Below are 19,652 nucleotides of genomic sequence, written 5' to 3'. Positions count from 1 at the left end.
ATCGTGCATTTATTCGTCAGGGTCTTCGATCGGTTCATCCAGCACCGCACGGTCGCCCAGGCGCGAGGGGATGTTCAGACCGAAGTGCAAATACGCATGCCGCGTGACCATGCGACCGCGAGGTGTGCGCATCATATAGCCTTGCTGAATCAAATAGGGCTCCAGCACATCTTCAATTGTGTGTCGTTCTTCGCTGATGGCCGCCGCAAGGTTATCCACCCCGACCGGCCCGCCGTCGAACTTCTCGATCATCGTCAGCAGCAAGCGTCGATCCTGGTGATCGAATCCGCGCTCGTCGACGTCCAGCAGGTTCAGCGCGAGATCCGCAATGGCTTTGGTGATCTCGCCCTTGGCGCGTACTTCGGCGAAATCCCTCACCCGACGCAGCAGCCGATTGGCGATCCGCGGCGTACCCCGTGCACGACGGGCAATCTCGAATGCGCCTTCGTCCTCGATGTACAGCCCGAGAATTTTCGCCGAGCGCGACACAATCGTGGCCAGATCCGCAGTGCTGTAGAACTCAAGACGCTGCACGATACCGAAGCGGTCACGCAGCGGATTGGTCAGCATGCCTGCGCGAGTCGTCGCGCCGACCAGTGTGAACGGCGGCAGATCAAGCTTGATGGAGCGCGCCGCAGGGCCCTCACCGATCATGATGTCCAGCTGGAAATCTTCCATCGCCGGGTACAGCACTTCCTCAACGATGGGTGACAGACGGTGGATTTCATCGATGAACAGCACGTCGTGGGGCTCAAGATTGGTGAGAATCGCCGCAAGATCACCCGGTCGTTCAAGCACGGGGCCCGAGGTGCTCTTGATCGATACTCCCATTTCCTGGGCGATGATATGCGCCAGTGTGGTTTTACCCAGGCCTGGCGGACCGAAGATCAGCGTGTGATCCAGCGCTTCACTGCGCCCGCGCGCCGCCTGAATGAACAGTTCCATCTGCTCACGCACGGTGGGCTGACCAATGTAATCGGCCAGGCTCAGCGGCCGAATCGCACGGTCCAGTTGCTCGTCACGGTCACGCCCGGTCGCGGCGATCAGACGGTCGGCGTCTATCACTTACAGCATCCCCTTCAGTGCGCGGCGAATGAGGTCTTCGCTGCTGAGATTCTTGTCTTTTATCGCGGTCACCGCTTTGCTCGCCTCCTGGGGCTTGTAGCCCAGGGAAATCAACGCGCTGACAGCATCCGACTCGGCCGTCGCCACTGGAATCGGCGCGCCCGGCCCGTCCGACACGAGCGCGAAGGTACCTGGCAACGAATCCCACGCCTTGAAGCGATCCTTCAGCTCAACCAGCAACCGCTCGGCGGTCTTCTTGCCAACGCCCGGGACGCGGGTCAGCGCGGAGGTGTCCTGCGCCTGCACACAACGCACCAATTCGTCCACTTCCAGCGTCGACATCAGGGCCAGCGCCAGCTTCGGCCCGACGCCGTTCAGGCGAATCAGCTCGCGAAACATCTCGCGGTCACGCTTTTCGTAGAAACCGAACAGCAGGTGCGCGTCTTCGCGGACCACCAGATGGATATGCAGCGTCACGATTTCGCCCAGATGAGGCAGGCGATAGAGCGTGGTCATGGGCACTTCGACCTCGTAACCAACGCCGTTGACATCCAGTACCAGATGCGGCGGCTGCTTCTCGACCAACGTACCGCGTAGACGTCCAATCACGAATCAAATCCTTTCCAGATGCCCATCGCCAGGACGGGCCGTACTAACGCGAATAATGCCATCACAGCCGCAGACGTCCGCCACGACTGCGCGCCGTATTCAGGCCGTGAGGGATGAGGCTGGATCGGGTATGCGCGTGACACATGGCGATTGCCAGTGCATCCGACGCATCCACTTGAGGCTTGGTGGTCAGCTTGAGCAGGTGCATGACCATCATCATCACCTGATCCTTGTTGGCGCCGCCCGTTCCGGCGACGGCCTGCTTGACCTGAGTCGCGGTGTACTCGGCGATCTCCAGCCCTTCTTCGGCACCCGCAACAATCGCCGCACCGCGGGCCTGACCCAGCTTCAAGGCCGAGTCCGGGTTGCGCGCCATGAACACCTTCTCGATGCCCATCGTCACCGGGCCGTACGTCTGGATGACTTCGCGCACGCCGCGATACACGATCTGCAGCCGCTCATGGAGCAAGCCTGTGCCCGTGCGAATGCAGCCCGAGGCCACGTACTCGCAGCCGCGCCCGGTATCACGCACCACGCCAAACCCGGTAATTCTTGAACCGGGGTCGATACCTAAAATAAGAGTCATAACGCCTGCAGCTTGAGAGGTAACGCAAACAATTGGACGCAGCATAAAGGCAGAAGCCGGAGGCCGATAGCGTTGATCATCAACGCTTCGTGCGCTCCGGCCTCAAGTTCGAGCGGGCAAAGGATCAGCCGAGCTGCTCCAGCACCTCGTCCGGGATTTCAGCGTTGGAATAGACGTTCTGCACGTCATCCAGGTCTTCCAGCATATCGATCAGCTTGAGGACCTTTTCCGCCATGTCCAGATCGAGCACCGCACTGGTGGTCGGTTGCATCACGATTTCCGCATCGGCGGGCGTGAAACCAGCGGCTTCCAGCGCGTTGCGCACGGCATAGAAACTGGAGAACGAAGTGAACACGTCAATGGAGCCATCTTCGTGGGTGACTACGTCGTCAGCATCCGTTTCCATCGCAGCTTCGATCAGCGCGTCTTCATCCACGCCCGGTGCGAAGGATATCTGCCCCTTGCGCTCGAACAGATAAGACACCGAGCCGTCAGTCCCCAGGTTGCCGCCGCACTTGCTGAACGCATGACGCACGGCAGCCGCGGTCCGGTTGCGGTTATCAGTCATGGTTTCGACCATGACCGCAACGCCGCCGGGGCCGTAACCTTCGTAACCCAGTTCGACCATATCATCGGCATCGGCGGCGCCGGCACCACGAGCGATGGCGCGGTCGATGATGTCGCGACTCATGTTCGCGCCAAGGGCCTTGTCCTGCGCCAGACGCAAGCGCGGGTTCGACGCCGGATCACCGCCGCCCTGACGGGCAGCGACCGTCAGTTCGCGAATCCACTTGGTGAAGATCTTGCCTTTCTTGGCATCCTGACGCTCTTTGCGGTGCTTGATGTTCGCCCACTTGGAATGACCAGCCATAACACGCTCCAAACCTTGAAACACGCACGCACGCGCTTGATCGCTCAAACGCAGACGCTTTACTCGAATCAGTGCCCGAAATGGACGAGGCTCAGGGCGGACCGAATAGTCGGTCCGCCGAGCCCATGCCTAAAAGGCCGACACGGCTTACTCTGCCTTTGGCGTTTCGCGCAGGCGGATGTGCAGCTCGCGCAGTGCCTTGGCATCGACCACGCCCGGTGCCTGGGTCATCACATCCGCAGCACTCTGGGTTTTCGGGAAGGCAATGACTTCACGAATGGACTGAGCGCCGGTCATCAGCATAACCAGACGATCCAGACCGAACGCCAGACCACCGTGGGGCGGCGCGCCGTACTTCAGTGCGTCGAGCAGGAAGCCGAACTTCTCCTGCTGCTCGTCTTCGGAAATGCCCAGCAGACGGAACACGGCCTGCTGCATTTCCTTGCGGTGGATACGGATCGAACCGCCGCCCAACTCAGTGCCGTTCAGCACCATGTCGTACGCGCGGGACAGCGCGGTGGCAGGGTTGGCCTCAAGCTCTTCAGGCGAGCATTTCGGCGCGGTGAACGGGTGGTGCAGCGCGGAGAAGCTGCCGTCGTCGTTTTCCTCGAACATCGGGAAATCAACGACCCACATCGGCGCCCATTCACGGGTGAGCAGGTTCAGGTCGTGGCCCAGCTTGATGCGCAGAGCGCCCAGTGCTTCGCTGACGATTTTGAATTTGTCCGCGCCGAAGAACACGATGTCGCCGTCCACTGCGCCCACGCGATCGAGGATCACGTTGAGGCTGGCTTCCGGGATGTTCTTGACGATCGGCGACTGCAGGCCTTCGACGCCCTTGGCGCGCTCGTTGACCTTGATGTAGGCCAGACCTTTGGCGCCGTAGATGCCGACGAACTTGGTGTACTCGTCGATCTTGCTGCGCGGCATGCTTGCACCGCCGGGAACGCGCAGCGCCGTCACACGGCACTTCGGATCGTTGGCAGGACCGCTGAACACTTTGAAATCCACGGCCTGAAGCTGATCGGCAACGTCAACCAGTTCCAGCGGGTTACGCAGGTCTGGTTTGTCCGAGCCATAGCGGCGCATGGCTTCTTCGAAGGTCATGTGGGGGAAGTCATCGAACTCCACATCCAGCACTTCCTTGAAGAGCTTGCGGACCATGGTCTCGGTGATGCCCATGATGTCCTCTTCGTTGAGGAAGCTGGTCTCGATGTCGATCTGAGTGAATTCAGGCTGACGGTCGGCACGCAGGTCTTCGTCGCGGAAGCACTTGGCGATCTGGTAGTAACGGTCGAAACCGGCAACCATTAGCAGCTGTTTGAACAGCTGGGGCGATTGCGGCAAGGCGAAGAAGCTGCCTGGGTGGGTACGGCTTGGCACCAGATAGTCGCGAGCGCCTTCGGGCGTGGCGCGAGTGAGGATCGGCGTCTCGACATCGAGGAAGCCGTTGCCGTCCAGAAAGCCACGGATGCTGGAGGTGATGCGCGAGCGAAGACGCAGCTTTTCAGCCATCTCCGGACGACGCAGGTCGATGAAGCGATACCGCAGGCGGGTTTCTTCGCCGACGTCGGAGTATTCGTTAAGCGGGAACGGCGGGGTTTCCGACTCGTTGAGGACTTCCAGCTCATAGCCCAGCACTTCGATCGCGCCCGACGCCATGTTCGGGTTTACGGCGCCGGCAGGACGCGCACGTACCTTGCCGGTCAGCTTGACCACGTATTCGCTGCGAACACGGTCGGCGATGGCGAAGGTGTCCGCACGATCCGGATCGAAAACCACTTGGGCCAGACCTTCACGATCGCGAATGTCGAGGAAAATCACCCCCCCGTGGTCGCGACGGCGATGGACCCATCCGCAAAGGGTAATTTCCTGACCTTCCAGGCTCTCGTTCAGTTGGCCGCAATAATGGCTGCGCATCATGATCGTGTGTTCACTTCTCGTAATTCGGAATTCGATGGAGCTTTCGCCCGTCGCCGGTGCAAGGGTGCGCAAGCTTTGGCATGCAGTCCGACCTGACGGTCAGTTCCTGCCTTCCACAGTAAGGCGGGGGATTATATAGGGATAATCATCGCTGTGCAGCCGCGCAGCCCGATACCGGGCAAGAAGATGTCGGCGCGCGGCGCGGATGCCGTGCCACCAGCGAATGCAGGCCCGCCGCAACGGGCCCGCTGAAATCAGGTCATGTCGGGGACGGCGTCAACCGCAGGCCCTCGGCACTCAATACGTGCGCCACGCACACGACGCGGATCAGGCCGCTGAAATTCTTGACGCCGCCGTAACGCAGGTGAACCTCGCGATCCACGTAGGACAGCACGGCGTTGATGGAGCAATCGTTGAAACGTGCCATTTCGGACAGAATATTCCAGTACACCTCCTCAAGTCGCAAGCATGTGGCCAGCCCATTCAGCCTCACCGATCTGGCGTGCGGCTGGGCCAGGCTCATGTTGAAATTTTCGATAAACGGGTCGCCCCGGGCGTTCAGACAATGGGTCGGCTCCCACCCCTCTCGGGCAGTATTCAGGTTCATGCAGGTCCCCCATGTTGCGATCACGGATAGGGCATCGACACCTTCGCAATCAGTTGAAAAGAGGTGTCTATCAAGCCGTATTCCACAAGGCGCAACCAGCAGAAGGAGCACTCTGAACCTGTAGGAGATCACCACGCTGCAGGGGTGATTTTCGAGAGCCGGCAAACGGCCCAGCCCCAATACCCGTCGAGGTGTTAGATATGTATTTTTTGCGGATTTATTTCTTCCCGTTCAGCCGATTGTCGTATTCAGCCCGACTCGAAAAAAGGGGGAATGCGTATTACAGGTGAGCGCTTTGAGCGGAGGGATTTGATTCAGGAGGGGACTGTCGTGCAAGGCGGGGGACAGCAGTGCGGAGCGGGCACTCGTTACGCTGCCCGCGCCTGTGTTTCGTTGATCAGCTGATGATTACTGGGCTTCGAGCATCGAGCGCAGCATCCAGGCGGTTTTCTCATGCACCTGCATGCGCTGGGTCAGCAGGTCTGCCGTTGGCTCGTCGCTGACTTTATCCAGCAACGGGAAAATCCCACGGGCAGTACGGGTGACCGCTTCCTGCCCCTGAACCAGCGAACGAATCATGTCCTCGGCCGCAGGTACGCCCTCTTCTTCCTTGATCGACGACAAGCGCGCGTAGGTCGAATAGGTCCCCGGCGCCGGGAAGCCCAGCGCGCGAATCCGCTCTGCGATCTGATCGACCGCCAGTGCCAGTTCGTTGTATTGCTCTTCAAACATCAGGTGCAGCGTACGAAAAGCCGGGCCAGTCACGTTCCAGTGAAAGTTATGGGTTTTCAGATACAACACGTAGGTGTCTGCCAGCAGGCGGGAAAGACCGTCCACGATGGACTTGCGATCTTCTTCGCTGATGCCGATATCGATTGCCATGTTCAGCCCTCTTCTATGATGGTTTATTGTCAAACGACTGCCGACCACTCTACCAAGACCATTGACCCTGCGCAGCCATCTGTCGGGATTAGTTCAGCGACAACCATCGCAGTCCGACCCCACTTCCTTTAATAGAGACCATCGGCCTGGCGCGTTGTTAATCCCGGCCGCTCTGGCGCGAGCCTTTGACCAGAACAAAAAAACCGACATACAGCCACCCTCACCGGCCAACACGTGAGCTAAGCGCTTGATTTGAGTAGCTCTCGGCTTTGCTGTTAAATACAGACGCGCTGCCGCCAAAGTGCCGTCCGGCGGCAGTGCATAGGCAGGACCGACACTCGTGCATCACGCCTCCCTTTTTTCTCGAAGCGTACCGAAGGTCACCCGCTATTTCCTTGTGATCCATCTTAATGTGAGTCATCGAAATGTTGAAAATAGTCCACCTGCTAACGGGCGCAGCTGCCCTGCTGCTGTCTTTCATCCCCAGCCTGCGTAGTGAAGCGCTGTCTTCTTACCTGTCCCAACCGGATGCGCTGTATCTGGCGCTCTTCGGCCTCATCAACCTGGTGCTTGCGCCAGTGATTCCTTACTGGAACAAAGGTCCACGTCATCAACTGCAAAACCTGGTCAGCGGCTTGCTCGTGCTGGCCGTCGTGCTTCAAATCCTCACGCTGCTCGTTCCGCTCGAAACCATTGCTGGCCAACCGGCCGTTCTGGTCAGCCTGCTCGCCGTCGTCGTTGCCGTGGCATTGCACCTGGCGGTCAGCTTCTACCGGTCCTCACCTGCGCCTGCCGCTCAGTCCCAGGATCTGGGCAACCGCGATACAGGCACGGTGAAGTGGTTCAACACCTCCAAAGGCTTCGGATTCATTTCCCGGGATTCGGGCGACGACATCTTCGTGCACTTTCGCGCCATTCGCGGTGAAGGCCACCGCGTTCTGGTCGAAGGCCAGCGTGTCGAGTTTTCGGTGATGAACCGCGACAAGGGCCTGCAAGCGGAAGACGTCATCGCTGCGCTCCCGCGCCGTTAACTTCGCCGCATAAAAAAACCGCGCTGAGAGGCGCGGTTTTTTTTGGCTGAAACTCCTGCCCGGCTCTCTTCCCTTTAATAATGAGGAGGGCGAGAGTCTTCAACGAAATCGTCGCCCTGCCCGCCCATTTCCTCCTGACGCTTGATCAGGGCTGCGATCTGTAACTCCAGACGATCAAGGCTACGCTGCTGGGTGACCAACACGTCGTTGAGCGCTTGAATGGTATCGTCCTGAAAGGCCAGTCGACTCTCCAGTTCCATGACACGCGATTCGAGATCCATGGTCAGCCCTCTTTAAAGATAAATGTTCCGGTCAATTCGGACTTCAGTTGCGCGTTGATCCGCGCAACCTCCTCCGGCGTATATGGCTTGGCCGGATGCTTGCCCCACACTGGCGCTGGCCAGGCCGCGTCGCCGACACGGCGAACGATGACGTGCATATGCAGCTGATTGACCACATTACCCAGCGCAGCAACGTTCATCTTGTCCGCCTGAAACGTGCGATCAAGTACCGCCGAGAGGGTGGTGGTTTCTTTCCATAACTGCATCTGGTCCGTTTCGGACAGTTGGAACACTTCACTGATATCTGCACGCTTGGGCACCAGAATGAACCAGGGGTAACTGGAATCATTGGACAGCAGCAGCGTGCATAGCGGGAAGTCGCCGATCGGTAGTGTGTCTTGCAGCAAGCGCGGATCTAGAACAAACACGAAAAATTACTCCTGATCGCCGATTTGATTCATCGAGCCGATTGACTGGCCCGAAAAGAAAGTCTTGGGTAGCGGGAAGAATACGCGCGAATTCCTGAGGATTCATCCGGCACAGCGGTTCAGAGCATTTTGCGGATTTGCTGTTGATCGATGATCACCGCAATCCCACCCCGCACTGGTAGTGAGCGAAAAAAAAGGCCGCGCACCGACATGAAGCAGCTTACCGCTGGCGCAGACCGCGGAAAATCAGCTAGCAGATTCCGGGCAACGCCAGTCAATCCGGGGCTGCAGGACGCATTTCGGGAGCAGGGCTGCGTGCAGCATGCTCGCCAACTCGCCGGACTCGGCTCCAAGGAACCAAACGCAGGCAGTTGTGCGGCACGGCGCACCAAAAAGACTCAGATCAAGCCCGAATATGTGACAGCCATCCGCGAATTACCCACTTTTGAGGGGTGACAGGTAACGTCAGTGACACCTGCCCGCGCTATTCTCAACAAAATCGCCGTTGCAAAGCAGGCTATCTAAAATATTTTTATCATTTATATTCAATAGCTTGGCGCTGACATCGAATGTTTTTACAGCGCTTTCGACATTTTTTTCATGTTCGTCGAAATTTTGTGCACGGTTGTTGCTTTGTCACACACAAGCTTGAAGGCGAGCGCGTCGCAAGACGGGCCAGGACCGAAGGGATGCAGCGATGCTTAGCAAGGTAGCTGGAGAGGCTGGACTCGATGAGGGTGTGAGCGAGTCCAGCGTTGAACGTGACCCGGTAGTTGCACGATTGAAGAATTTGGAGCTGTTCAGTAGCGACATGGACAGAGCGGGCGGCGACAAGGCCGTAAAGAAATAGAAAGGATAGGTTTGTCACTATCGCCATTAATGTCAGCGTGTTGTAGATTTCGCCGACACCAAAAAGAAAGAAGCCGGCCAGATAAAAAAACAGGTGGACGGCAGTACTCTTCTTAAAAACCAAAGGAGCAAAGTCACGATGAGAGTGATGAAGTGGAGCGCAATCGCACTGGCCGTTACTGCAGCCAGCACCCAATTGGCATCGGCTGCGGCATTCGTAAGCGATCAGTCCGAAGCAACTGGTTTTGTAGAGGGGAGCAAGCTCGACGTTAAGGCTCGTAACTACTACTTCAACCGCCACATCCTGCATGACGAAGGTCGCAAAGACCAACGCGACTGGACCCAAGGTTTCTGGGGCAACTTCACCTCGGGTTACACCCAGGGCCTGATCGGCGTAGGTGTCGATGCGTTCGGCTATGCCGGCTTCAAGCTTAGCGGCGACGACAAGCACTCTGGTTCCGGCAACCTGACGCTGGACACCACACCCAATTCTGACGGCTTCCGCGACAACCACGACAGCTTCGGCAAAGCCGGTGCCGCCGCCAAGTTCCGGATTTCGAAAACCGAACTCAAAATCGGTGACATGCAGCCTCAGAACCCAGTGTTTGCCGTGGGCGGCTCGCGCCTCTTGCCACAGACTGCAAGCGGCCTGAGCCTGCAGAGCAGCGAAATCTCGGGCCTGGATGTTGAAGCCGGCCACTTTTATTCGGGTACCAGCCAAAACGACACCAGCCATGACGGCGGTATTTTTGCAACTTACGCAGCGGTGGAAGCAAAATCTGCCGACTTCGGCGGCGGTAAATACTCCATTACCGACAACTTGGGCGTTGGTTTCTACTACGCCAAATTGGAAGACGTGTGGAACCAGTACTACGGCAACATCAACTACGCACTGCCGTTGACTGACGACCAGGCCCTCGCCTTCGACTTCAACATCTATAACACCAAAGATACCGGCAGTGCCAAAGCCGGGGCGATCAGCAACACCGCATGGTCGGGTTCGGCTGCTTACTCCTTCCTGGCGGCGCACACGTTGACACTGGCATTCCAGAAAGTTAACGGTAACACTCCGTTCGACTACATCGGTATCGGTGACAACAACAAAGGCGGCGACTCGATCTTCCTCGCGAACTCGATTCAATACTCCGACTTTAACGCTCCTGGCGAAAGATCGTGGCAAGGTCGTTACGACTTGAACATGGCCACCTACGGCACGCCGGGCCTGAGCTTCATGGCCCGTTACGTCAGCGGTACCAACATCGACGGCACCCGTGGCAACAACGCTATTTACTCAGGCCTTTACGGCGCTGACGGCAGCCACCACGAAACCAACGTTGAGGCCAAGTACGTCGTTCAGGCTGGCCCTGCAAAAGACCTGTCGTTCCGTATTCGTCAAGCATGGCACCGTGCCAATGCCGACGAAGGCGAAGGCGATGTCAACGAGTTCCGTCTGATCGTCGACTACCCGATTTCGGTCCTGTAATCGCACTGTCTGACACTCGTTAACGAAAAGCCCGGCCCTCGCGCCGGGCTTTTTCATGGGGGCATGTTTGACATTCCCTCCGCTCGCAACGCCCGCCCGGCCTGTACTCAGCGATACCACCACCGTACAATCCCGAATCATTTCCCAGCCACCGCAACCGACAACGGCCGACCATGCGTACCAGTCAATATTTGCTCGCCACACAGAAAGAAACGCCATCCGATGCGGTCGTGATCAGCCATCAGCTGATGCTTCGTGCCGGCATGATTCGCAAACTTGCCTCCGGTCTCTATACCTGGCTGCCCATGGGCCTGCGGGTATTGCGCAAGGTCGAAGCGGTGGTTCGTGAAGAGATGAACGCAGCGGGCGCGCTGGAAGTGTTGATGCCGGGCATTCAGCCAGCGGAGCTGTGGCAGGAGTCGGGGCGCTGGGAACAATACGGCCCGGAGCTGCTGCGCCTGAAAGACCGCCACGATCGTGACTTCTGCGCGGGCCCGACCCACGAAGAAGTCATCACCGATCTGGCTCGCAACGAACTCAACAGCTATAAACAGCTGCCGATCAATATGTACCAGATCCAGACCAAATTCCGTGACGAAATCCGTCCGCGCTTCGGTTTGATGCGCGGCCGCGAATTCATCATGAAGGACGCCTATTCCTTCCATGCGACCCAGGATTCCCTTCAGGAAACCTACGACCGCATGCATCAGGCGTACTGCAACGTGTTCACCCGCCTGGGCCTGAATTTCCGCCCTGTGGTGGCTGACAACGGTTCCATCGGCGGCGCGGGCTCCCATGAGTTCCACGTGCTGGCCGAGTCCGGCGAAGACGACATCGTGTTCAGCGACACCTCGGACTACGCAGCAAACATCGAAAAAGCCGAAGCCATTCCACGCGAAACCAGCCGCCCTGCGCCGACTGAAGAGCTGCGCCTTGTCGACACCCCGGACGCCAAGACCATCGCGGCGCTGGTCGAGCAGTTCAATCTGCCGATCGAAAAGACCGTCAAGACCCTCGTCGTGCACGCTGCTGAAGAAGGCAAGCTGATTGCGCTGATCATCCGTGGCGATCACGAGCTCAACGAAATCAAGGCCTCCAATCTGGAGAAGGTCGCCAGCCCGCTGGTCATGGCCTCAGAAGCCGAACTGCGTGACGCCATTGGCGCCGGCGCGGGTTCGCTCGGGCCGTTGAATCTGCCTCTGCCGTGCATCATCGACCGCTCGGTTGAACTGATGAGCGACTTCGGCATTGGCGCCAACATCGATGACAAGCACTACTTCGGCGTTAATTGGGAGCGGGACCTGCCGGTTCCGACCGTGGCTGACCTGCGCAACGTCGTCGCCGGCGACCCAAGCCCGGATGGTCAAGGCAATGTGATCATCAAGCGCGGGATCGAAGTCGGGCACATCTTCCAGCTGGGTACCAAGTACAGCGACGCGATGAAGTGCCAGGTGCTGGGCGAAAACGGCAAGCCGGTCACGCTGACCATGGGCTGCTACGGGATTGGTGTGTCGCGTGTTGTGGCGGCCGCGATCGAGCAGAATAACGACGCAAACGGCATCATCTGGAGCGACGCACTCGCGCCTTTCCAGATTGCCCTCGTGCCGCTGCGTTACGAAACCGATGCCGTTAAAGAGGCCACCGACAAGCTGTACGCCGAACTGACGGCTGCGGGCTTCGAAGTGTTGCTGGATGACCGTGACAAGAAGACCAGTCCGGGGATCAAGTTCGCCGACATGGAACTGATCGGCATTCCGCACCGTATCGTGGTCAGCGACCGTGGCCTCGCCGAGGGTAACCTCGAATACAAGAGCCGCACCGAAGCCGAAGCGCAGGCCCTGCCTGTTGCCGATGTGTTGTCTTTCATCAAGGACCGGATCAAGCGCTGACCGGGTTGCGCGCCTGCGACTATGCAGGCGCGCATTCATCCGCCACGCCTCTGCGATGCGCCTTACCTGCACCTAGAGATCTCATGTTCAAGCGAAATCCCTCACGTCTCGCAGGCGCTGTGTTGTGCACCAGCCTGTTTCTCGGCGGCTGTGCCAATCAACTGTCTCAACGCAGCGAGCATGAAGAACGTGTCGAGCGCAAACTGCTCGACCACAGTTTTCAGGTCGACCTCGGCGAGCCCAAGACGCTGGAATTGCCCCAGCGCCGGATACGCATCCACGAGTTGAAAACCTTCGACATCACCGAATTCGAAGTCACCCGGCACTACGACCGATACACGCCGTATCAGCCGTGGCGGGAAGTCTATGAAATCCCGCTGGGCGCCGTCGCCATCGTTGCGGGCATTGGCGCGAACGTGGTCAACGTGTTGACGTTCGGCAGCCTGCCCGACAGCGTGACCAGGGACTGGCTCACTTACGGCGTCGCCGGCGTCAACCCGTTCATGAACGCACCCTCCCATGGCCGTGCGCAGCAAAACCTGGCCGGTATCGACGAGGTCCAGCGCGACCATCGCGTCGAGCATTCAAGCCTGCCCTGGAGTGAAGCGCCGGTTGAAGTCACTGCGGGCAAAGAGACCCATGAACTGACGACGGACCGTAACGGCGGGCTGCGCGTCAACCTGCTGGACAGCCCGTTCGCCGAGCAGAACCTCAGTTATGTCACCCAACTGAACATCAAAGTGCAGGATGACCAGAGCAACGTCCAGGCAACCGCCACGTTGCCACTGAGCAAATCACTGCGCGGCAAGCTGATCGAGGCACACGACCTGATCTACGACGACCTGGAAGACGACGAGGTGAGCCAGTGGGTGCATCGCGTCAAGCGTCTGTCGGAACTAGGCCTTGAAGACGAAGCGAGTGAGCTGGAACAGTCCCTGATCGAGCTGACCCGCAACGATCCGCAACTGCAGCACGAATTCCTTCGGTCACTGGCCAAAGACGCTGGCCGACTGGTCGCGGTACCGCCGGGCAGCGAATAACCTCAGCTGAACAGCTCCAACTGCTCGTGGGCAGCCCGAAGGTCATGAAGGCGCACGCCAATTCCCAGCAATCGCACCGGTTTGCCGCCGCGTGCGAAGGCCTGGGTCAAGAGTTGCTCGTAACTGCTCAAGTCCCGCCCTGCTCCCGCCTGCTCCAGCGTTGTCTGAGTGAAGTCGTGAAACTTGACCTTCACGAACGGCTTGCCGGGGCGGTAAAGGCTATCGATCCGCGCAATCCGGTCGTTCAACGTTTCCAACAATGCCGGCAGCCTCAACAGGCAACTGGCGAGGTCCGGCAGATCGGTGTCGTAGGTGTTTTCGACGCTGACCGACTGGCGCCGATTGTCGTTCTGCACGGGCCGCTCATCGACGCCATGGGCCAGGTTCCACAGCCGCTCGCCGAATGAGCCGAACTCCCGCACCAGCGACAGCTTGCTCCAGCTGCGTAAATCGGTGCAGGTGACAATGCCGAGACGGCCAAGCTTGTCGGCAGTCACCTTGCCAACGCCGTGCAGTTTGGACACCGGCAACTGGGAGACAAAGTCTTCGATTTGATCAGGCGTGATCACGAACAGCCCGTTCGGCTTTTTCCAGTCGCTGGCGATCTTGGCCAAAAACTTGTTTGGGGCGACGCCGGCGGAAACCGTGATGTGCAACTGATTGGAGACCCGGCGGCGAATGTCCTGGGCGATACGCGTTGCGCTGCCGGCGAAGTGCTCGCATTCCGTGACATCCAGGTAAGCCTCATCCAGCGACAGCGGCTCGATCAGGTCGGTGTAATCGCGGAAGATGGTCTGGATCTCTTTCGAGGCCTCTTTATAGGCATCCATCCTCGGCTTGACGATGGTGAGGTCCGGGCACAGCGTCAGCGCATGCCTGGACGACATCGCCGAGCGGATGCCGTAGGCCCGGGCCTCGTAGTTGCAGGTGGCGATCACGCCCCGCCGTTCTGCCGACCCACCGACTGCCAACGGCTTGCCAGCCAGACGCGGGTCGTCGCGCATCTCAATAGCGGCGTAGAAGCAATCACAATCGATATGGATGATTTTGCGCTGCGGCATCACATAGGGTCGTAGGAAAACAGGCGCGCAGTATCTCATTCATGGGCCTGTCTGACACTGAATATGCCTGATTCCCTATGGAATGTACCCTTCACTAAACCCGCCCCAAACGTGCTGAAAGCGAGGCGCGCCGTAGCTGGCCGCCACACCCTCAATGCTAACCGCTTGAAGAAAAAGCATTTTTTTCTGCCGTTTGCTTGACAGCCCCGCGATCCTCTGTAGAATGCCGCCACACAGACGCGGGATGGAGCAGTCTGGTAGCTCGTCGGGCTCATAACCCGAAGGTCGTCGGTTCAAATCCGGCTCCCGCAACCAAACATCAAAAAAGGCTACTCGAAAGAGTGGCCTTTTTTGTGGGCGTCATTTGAGCGAGCCTGCTCCCTTCGCTATCTCCCTCTCCCCCTTCATATAAATGAAACAAGGCCCGCGGATGATGCCCACCTGTCTTTAGGCGCGGATTGCGATAAAAGCCTTGTCCAACCGCCACTTAGGCCTACTGACGCCGCCGATTCGGTTATTTTTTCGATCTCTGGCATTAAAGGTTGACACTTTGTCGTTCGACTGTAGAATGCCGCCACACAGACGCGGGATGGAGCAGTCTGGTAGCTCGTCGGGCTCATAACCCGAAGGTCGTCGGTTCAAATCCGGCTCCCGCAACCAACATCTAAAAAGGCTACTCGAAAGAGTGGCCTTTTTTTTGCCTCGCTGAAAGTTCACGAACAGCGAGCCGGAATCCTTGTCACATCCCCACTACCGGGGTGCGTTCATCCGAGAGGTCTTGTTACTGTATGTTGCCGGGCGATAGTTTTGATCTCCCCTGCCGATACGCTGGCCAGCGACTGAACCTAGACTGAACGGCCACCGATACGTATCCGTGGTATTCGCCCGTTAGACGTTGAAGCGCTAACATCCTGAATTATTTTTTGCGTAGGGATTGGTAACTTGGCTGTATACCTCCATCCTGTCGCGCACGATCCAAGGAGTGATTGATGCGCGCCAACCCGTCCGACACAAATGAAGCAGTGACGGAGAATCCTCCGACTCCCCCAAAACGACTGCGTCTACGCGAACTGGTGAGCAAGTATCGTCAACCCATCGGCTTGGGCGTCACGATCCTTCTGTTTGCCGTTGCCCTGATCGCCTGCCGGCACATGCTGACCGAGCTGGACATCTACGCGCTTCAGGACTCGCTGCTCAGTGTGCCTGTGCCTTCTCTGGCTGGCGCGGTGCTCGCGACAGCCATCGGTTTCGTGATTCTGCTGGGCTACGAGTGGTCCGCCAGTCGCTACGCCAATGTCGATCTGCCGCCGAAGTCGCTGATTATGGGCGGGTTTTGCGCGTTCGCCATCGGTAACGCAGTAGGCCTGTCGATGCTGTCCGGCGGCTCGGTTCGCTACCGTCTCTACTCGCGATTGGGACTGGGTGCGGGCGAAGTTGCCCACATGACGCTCTTTGCCAGCCTGTCATTGGGTTGCGCACTTCCTCCACTGGCTGCACTCGCAACCTTGAGTGACCTGCCCTCCGCTTCGCTGGCGCTGCATGTGTCGGTGCCGGTATTGGCAACCGCAGCGGTTGCGGTGCTGGCGATCAGCGTAATCCTGGGTTACGCGATCTATCGCCGACGCTTGCCGGAACAGACAATCCCGCATAATTTGCTGGTCCGCGCCGGACGCCGCACCCTGCGTCTGCCGGGCGTACGGCTGACCCTGATGCAGCTGGCGATCACCGCGCTGGACGTCGCCGCCGCTGCCGCAGTCCTTTATCTATTGCTGCCTTCTGCCCCGCCCTTCGGCGCGTTCCTGCTGGTTTACCTGCTGGCCCTGGCCGCCGGCGTTCTCAGCCACGTGCCCGGTGGCGTCGGCGTCTTTGAAGCCATTCTGCTCGCCGCCTTTGCCGATGAACTGGGCGCCGCACCGTTGGCCGCCGCACTCCTGCTGTACCGGCTGATCTATGTGGTGATGCCGCTGCTCATCGCCTGTCTGGTTCTGCTTTACAGCGAGGCCAAGCGCCTGTTGTTCGCGCAGCAGGCCATGCGCGTTGCTTCCGGGCTTGGCGCCCCGATTCTGGCGCTGCTGGTGTTTCTCTCTGGCGTGGTGTTGCTGTTTTCTGGCTCGACTCCCGAGATCGACACCCGTCTGGAGAGCCTCGGATTTCTCATTCCCCATCGACTGATCGACGCTTCGCACTTCGGCGCCAGCCTGATTGGCGTGCTTTGCCTGTTGCTCGCACAGGGTCTGCGTCGTCGTCTTTCGGCGGCGTGGATGCTCACCACCATCCTGTTGTTTGTGGGCTCCATTCTGTCGATCCTCAAGGGTTTCGACTGGGAGGAAGCAAGCCTGCTGCTGCTGACCGCGTGCCTGCTGGCGATTTTCCGTCGCTCGTTCTACCGGCCGAGCCGCTTGCTGGAACTGCCGTTTTCGCCGCTTTATCTGGTCGCCAGTGTCTGCGTACTGGGCGCTTCGATCTGGCTGCTGCTGTTCGCCTATCAGGACGTGCCGTACAGCCATCAGTTGTGGTGGCAGTTCACGCTGGACGCCGATGCCCCTCGCGGCCTGCGTTCGGCGCTGGGCAGCGCGGTGCTGCTGCTGATCGTCTCGCTGACCTGGCTGCTGCGCACCGCACGCCCTGTGATCAACCTGCCGGACGAAGCGCAGCTGGCCAAAGCGGCGGAGATCATCAAAGCGTCCAGCCAGCCCGATGGCGGCCTGGTGCTGACCGGCGACAAAGCCGTGCTGATGCACCCGGACGGCAACGCTTTTCTGATGTACGCCCATCGCGGCCGCAGTCTTGTTGCGCTGTACGATCCGATCGGCCCGACCCAGCAACGGGCCGAGCTGATCTGGCAGTTCCGCGATCTGTGCGACGTTCACCATGCCCGCCCCGTGTTCTATCAGGTACGTGCCGAGAACCTGCCGTTCTATATGGATATCGGCCTGACCGCGATCAAGCTGGGCGAAGAAGCCAGGGTCGATCTGCACAAGTTCGACATCGAAGCCAAGGGCAAGGAAATGAAAGACCTGCGCTACACCTGGAATCGGGGCGGGCGCGACGGCCTTTCGCTGGAAATCTACGAAGTGGGCCAGGCGCCCATGGAAGAGCTGAAAGTGATTTCCGATGCGTGGCTGTTGGGCAAGAACGTGCGCGAGAAGGGCTTCTCGCTGGGCCGCTTCAGCCTGGATTACCTCAAGCATTTCCGCATCGCCATCGTCCACTTCCAGGGCAAACCGGTCGCGTTCTCCAATCTGCTGGAGACCTCGCGCAACGATCTGGCGAGCCTGGACCTCATGCGCTCGCACCCGGAAGCGCCAAAGCTGACCATGGAGTTCATGATGGTCGGGCTGATCCTGCATTACAAAAAAGAAGGTTACGCCCGCTTCAGCCTCGGCATGGTGCCGTTGTCCGGGTTGCAACCACGACGGGGCGCACCCCTGACCCAGCGTTTGGGTTCGATGGTGTTCAGTCGCGGCGAGCAGCTCTACAACTTCCAGGGCCTGCGCCGTTTCAAAGACAAATTCCAGCCTGACTGGGAACCTCGTTATATGGCCGTGCCCGCAGGACTTGATCCGCTGGTGGCACTGGCAGATACCGCCGCCCTCATCGCGGGCGGCCTGACTGGATTGGTGAAACGCTGATGATTCGACGCTACTGGCGCCTTTTGCTCGCAGCCCTGGTAATCCTGCTGGTGGTGGCAGGGGGATTCTGGCTGTGGAACCGCCCCGCCGCGCAACCTACTCTGGAACACATCACGCTGGATGACGGCTCTGCGCTGATCCGCGTAGTGCCCTCGACCAAAGTGAAAACCCAGGTCGCGCTGGCCGTTACCACCGAAGAATCGCTGACCGAGAAACAACTGCTCGCCTTGAGCTACGACGCTTCGGCCCGGGTCATTCAAGTGACGCTGCCCAAGGACGACTGCCAGCTTCAGGCGAAGACTTTCAATGCGGCACTGCAAAAGCTCGACGGCGCACCGGATCTGGTCGCAGGGGTCGGATCAGGCGCTTCCCTGGCTTGGCGCTGGCTGGCCGGCCAAAGCAACGATAACGCCCGGGCCATCTCGGTCGGCTTCGTCCGCGATCAGCCGGGCTGTACCGATCCTGTGCCGAAAGCCGCTGCCCACGGCAAATGGACGGTCGCCTGGAACGATGGCCCCGACGACGAGAGCGCCACGCTGGTACGGGACGCACCCAACACCGAAACGAGCATCAGCGACTACGACATCAAGTACCCGCAGGTGCTGAACAACGAAGTGCGCCGCCGCCTGATTGGGGGTGACGACAACGGCGGCCTGAACATACCTGTGGTTGAGGTGCCGTCTTCGCAGCCCTCTGACACGGTGACGCTGTTCCTCTCCGGCGACGGTGGCTGGCGCGACCTGGACAAGGACGTGGCGGGCGACATGGCGAAAATGGGCGGCTACCCGGTGGTTGGCATCGACACCCTGCGTTACTACTGGGAGCACAAATCGCCTGAACAAACCGCCGCTGACCTGACTGAGCTGATGGCCCATTACCGGCAGAAATGGGGTGCCAAGCACTTTGTGCTGGCTGGCTATTCCTTCGGTGCCGACGTGCTGCCCGCTATCTACAACCGCCTGCCCGAAGAAGACAAGGCGCGAGTCGACGGGATTATCCTGTTGGCGTTCGCCCGCACCGGCAGCTTCGAGATTGCCGTCGAAGGCTGGCTGGGCGCTGCCGGTAAAGAAGCGGCGACAGGGCCTGAAATGGCCAAGCTGCCCGGCGACAAGGTGCTGTGCGTCTACGGCATCGAAGAGAAAGATGAAAGCGGCTGCACCGAAGCCACCGCGCCTGGCGAGAAGATGCAACTGCCCGGCGGCCATCACTTCGACGAAGACTACCCTGCCCTGGCCAAGCGCTTGAGCGCGGTGATCGACAAGTGGAAGGGCAAAGAGCCCGCCGCCGAGTAATCCCCCACCCATAAAAAAATCCCCGCTCTCTTGCGATTGCGGGGATTTTTTTGTTTTCGGGGTCTGCCCAAGCCGGGTACCACCTGGAATACGCGCCATCCTTGTGGGACCGGCTTCAGCCGG

The 19,652-nt window shown here is 59.3% G+C and carries 16 protein-coding genes, 2 tRNA genes and 1 pseudogene; 9 read left to right on the top strand and 10 right to left on the bottom strand.

Going from position 1 to position 19,652, the window contains the following annotated elements:
- Nucleotides 1-9: 9 nt before the first annotated feature.
- The 7 genes from ruvB to FX982_RS13085 all read right to left on the bottom strand — a co-directional run bounded on the left by ruvB (nt 10) and on the right by FX982_RS13085 (nt 6,543).
- A complete protein-coding gene (gene ruvB / locus FX982_RS13115) occupies nt 10-1,065 on the bottom strand; it encodes a Holliday junction branch migration DNA helicase RuvB (RefSeq protein ID WP_172611028.1) in 1,056 nt (351 codons plus the stop codon).
- Entirely contained in the window at nt 1,066-1,674 is a 609-nt protein-coding gene (gene ruvA, locus FX982_RS13110) for a Holliday junction branch migration protein RuvA (RefSeq protein ID WP_122537412.1), read from the bottom strand.
- A 61-nt stretch (nt 1,675-1,735) separates the two neighbouring features.
- Nucleotides 1,736-2,260, bottom strand: a complete 525-nt coding sequence (ruvC, locus tag FX982_RS13105) for a crossover junction endodeoxyribonuclease RuvC (RefSeq protein ID WP_065989739.1) — start codon at nt 2,258-2,260, stop codon at nt 1,736-1,738.
- Between the two features lie 124 nt (nt 2,261-2,384).
- A complete protein-coding gene (locus FX982_RS13100) occupies nt 2,385-3,131 on the bottom strand; it encodes a YebC/PmpR family DNA-binding transcriptional regulator (RefSeq protein WP_172611027.1) in 747 nt (248 codons plus the stop codon).
- Nucleotides 3,132-3,278: 147 nt separating this feature from the next.
- Nucleotides 3,279-5,054 carry an aspartate--tRNA ligase gene (gene aspS / locus FX982_RS13095; protein WP_172611025.1) on the bottom strand — a complete coding sequence of 592 codons (1,776 nt, stop codon included), beginning with the start codon at nt 5,052-5,054 and terminating at the stop codon, nt 3,279-3,281.
- A gap of 259 nt (nt 5,055-5,313) precedes the next feature.
- On the bottom strand, nt 5,314-5,661 hold the full coding sequence (locus FX982_RS13090) for a ribbon-helix-helix domain-containing protein (RefSeq protein WP_122537410.1): 348 nt from the start codon (nt 5,659-5,661) through the stop codon (nt 5,314-5,316).
- Nucleotides 5,662-6,069: 408 nt separating this feature from the next.
- A complete protein-coding gene (locus FX982_RS13085; RefSeq protein WP_074893279.1) occupies nt 6,070-6,543 on the bottom strand; it encodes a Dps family protein in 474 nt (157 codons plus the stop codon).
- A gap of 425 nt (nt 6,544-6,968) precedes the next feature.
- On the opposite strand from FX982_RS13085, the pseudogene FX982_RS24800 reads away from it, so the two are divergent.
- A pseudogene (locus FX982_RS24800) lies at nt 6,969-7,244 on the top strand (cold shock domain-containing protein membrane protein); the annotation flags it as partial.
- Nucleotides 7,245-7,352: 108 nt separating this feature from the next.
- Nucleotides 7,353-7,574 carry a cold shock domain-containing protein gene (locus FX982_RS24795; protein WP_004667445.1) on the top strand — a complete coding sequence of 74 codons (222 nt, stop codon included), beginning with the start codon at nt 7,353-7,355 and terminating at the stop codon, nt 7,572-7,574.
- Between the two features lie 74 nt (nt 7,575-7,648).
- Here FX982_RS24795 and FX982_RS13075 read toward each other — a convergent pair whose 3' ends face one another.
- Both FX982_RS13075 and FX982_RS13070 read right to left on the bottom strand, forming a co-directional pair.
- Nucleotides 7,649-7,855, bottom strand: coding sequence for a SlyX family protein (locus FX982_RS13075; RefSeq protein ID WP_172611023.1), 207 nt, complete (start codon nt 7,853-7,855; stop codon nt 7,649-7,651).
- A 2-nt stretch (nt 7,856-7,857) separates the two neighbouring features.
- On the bottom strand, nt 7,858-8,283 hold the full coding sequence (locus tag FX982_RS13070; RefSeq protein WP_172611021.1) for an HIT domain-containing protein: 426 nt from the start codon (nt 8,281-8,283) through the stop codon (nt 7,858-7,860).
- Nucleotides 8,284-9,271: 988 nt separating this feature from the next.
- On the opposite strand from FX982_RS13070, the gene FX982_RS13065 reads away from it, so the two are divergent.
- The 3 genes from FX982_RS13065 (at nt 9,272) to FX982_RS13055 (ending at nt 13,544) form a co-directional block, all read left to right on the top strand.
- Nucleotides 9,272-10,615, top strand: a complete 1,344-nt coding sequence (locus FX982_RS13065; RefSeq protein WP_172611019.1) for an OprD family porin — start codon at nt 9,272-9,274, stop codon at nt 10,613-10,615.
- A 173-nt stretch (nt 10,616-10,788) separates the two neighbouring features.
- Entirely contained in the window at nt 10,789-12,504 is a 1,716-nt protein-coding gene (locus FX982_RS13060; RefSeq protein WP_172611018.1) for a proline--tRNA ligase, read from the top strand.
- A gap of 83 nt (nt 12,505-12,587) precedes the next feature.
- On the top strand, nt 12,588-13,544 hold the full coding sequence (locus tag FX982_RS13055) for a hypothetical protein (RefSeq protein WP_172611016.1): 957 nt from the start codon (nt 12,588-12,590) through the stop codon (nt 13,542-13,544).
- Between the two features lie 2 nt (nt 13,545-13,546).
- Here FX982_RS13055 and dinB read toward each other — a convergent pair whose 3' ends face one another.
- Nucleotides 13,547-14,605, bottom strand: a complete 1,059-nt coding sequence (dinB, locus tag FX982_RS13050) for a DNA polymerase IV (protein WP_122623036.1) — start codon at nt 14,603-14,605, stop codon at nt 13,547-13,549.
- A gap of 238 nt (nt 14,606-14,843) precedes the next feature.
- Between dinB and FX982_RS13045 the strand changes: the two genes are divergently transcribed.
- From FX982_RS13045 to FX982_RS13030, 4 genes are all read left to right on the top strand, one after another.
- Nucleotides 14,844-14,920 (top strand) — tRNA-Met (locus tag FX982_RS13045).
- A 268-nt stretch (nt 14,921-15,188) separates the two neighbouring features.
- Nucleotides 15,189-15,265: transfer RNA gene (locus FX982_RS13040), tRNA-Met, on the top strand.
- Nucleotides 15,266-15,594: 329 nt separating this feature from the next.
- Nucleotides 15,595-18,237: a bifunctional lysylphosphatidylglycerol flippase/synthetase MprF gene (gene mprF, locus FX982_RS13035; protein ID WP_172611014.1), complete on the top strand. Its 2,643-nt coding sequence runs from the start codon at nt 15,595-15,597 to the stop codon at nt 18,235-18,237.
- Entirely contained in the window at nt 18,237-19,529 is a 1,293-nt protein-coding gene (locus FX982_RS13030) for a virulence factor family protein (protein WP_172611012.1), read from the top strand. The genes mprF and FX982_RS13030 overlap by 1 nt, the downstream gene beginning before the upstream one ends.
- Nucleotides 19,530-19,652: the final 123 nt, after the last annotated feature.

Origin of the sequence: Pseudomonas graminis, assembly GCF_013201545.1 — a bacterium.
Lineage (GTDB): Bacteria > Pseudomonadota > Gammaproteobacteria > Pseudomonadales > Pseudomonadaceae > Aquipseudomonas.
This window is presented reverse-complemented; position numbering and strand designations above follow the sequence as displayed.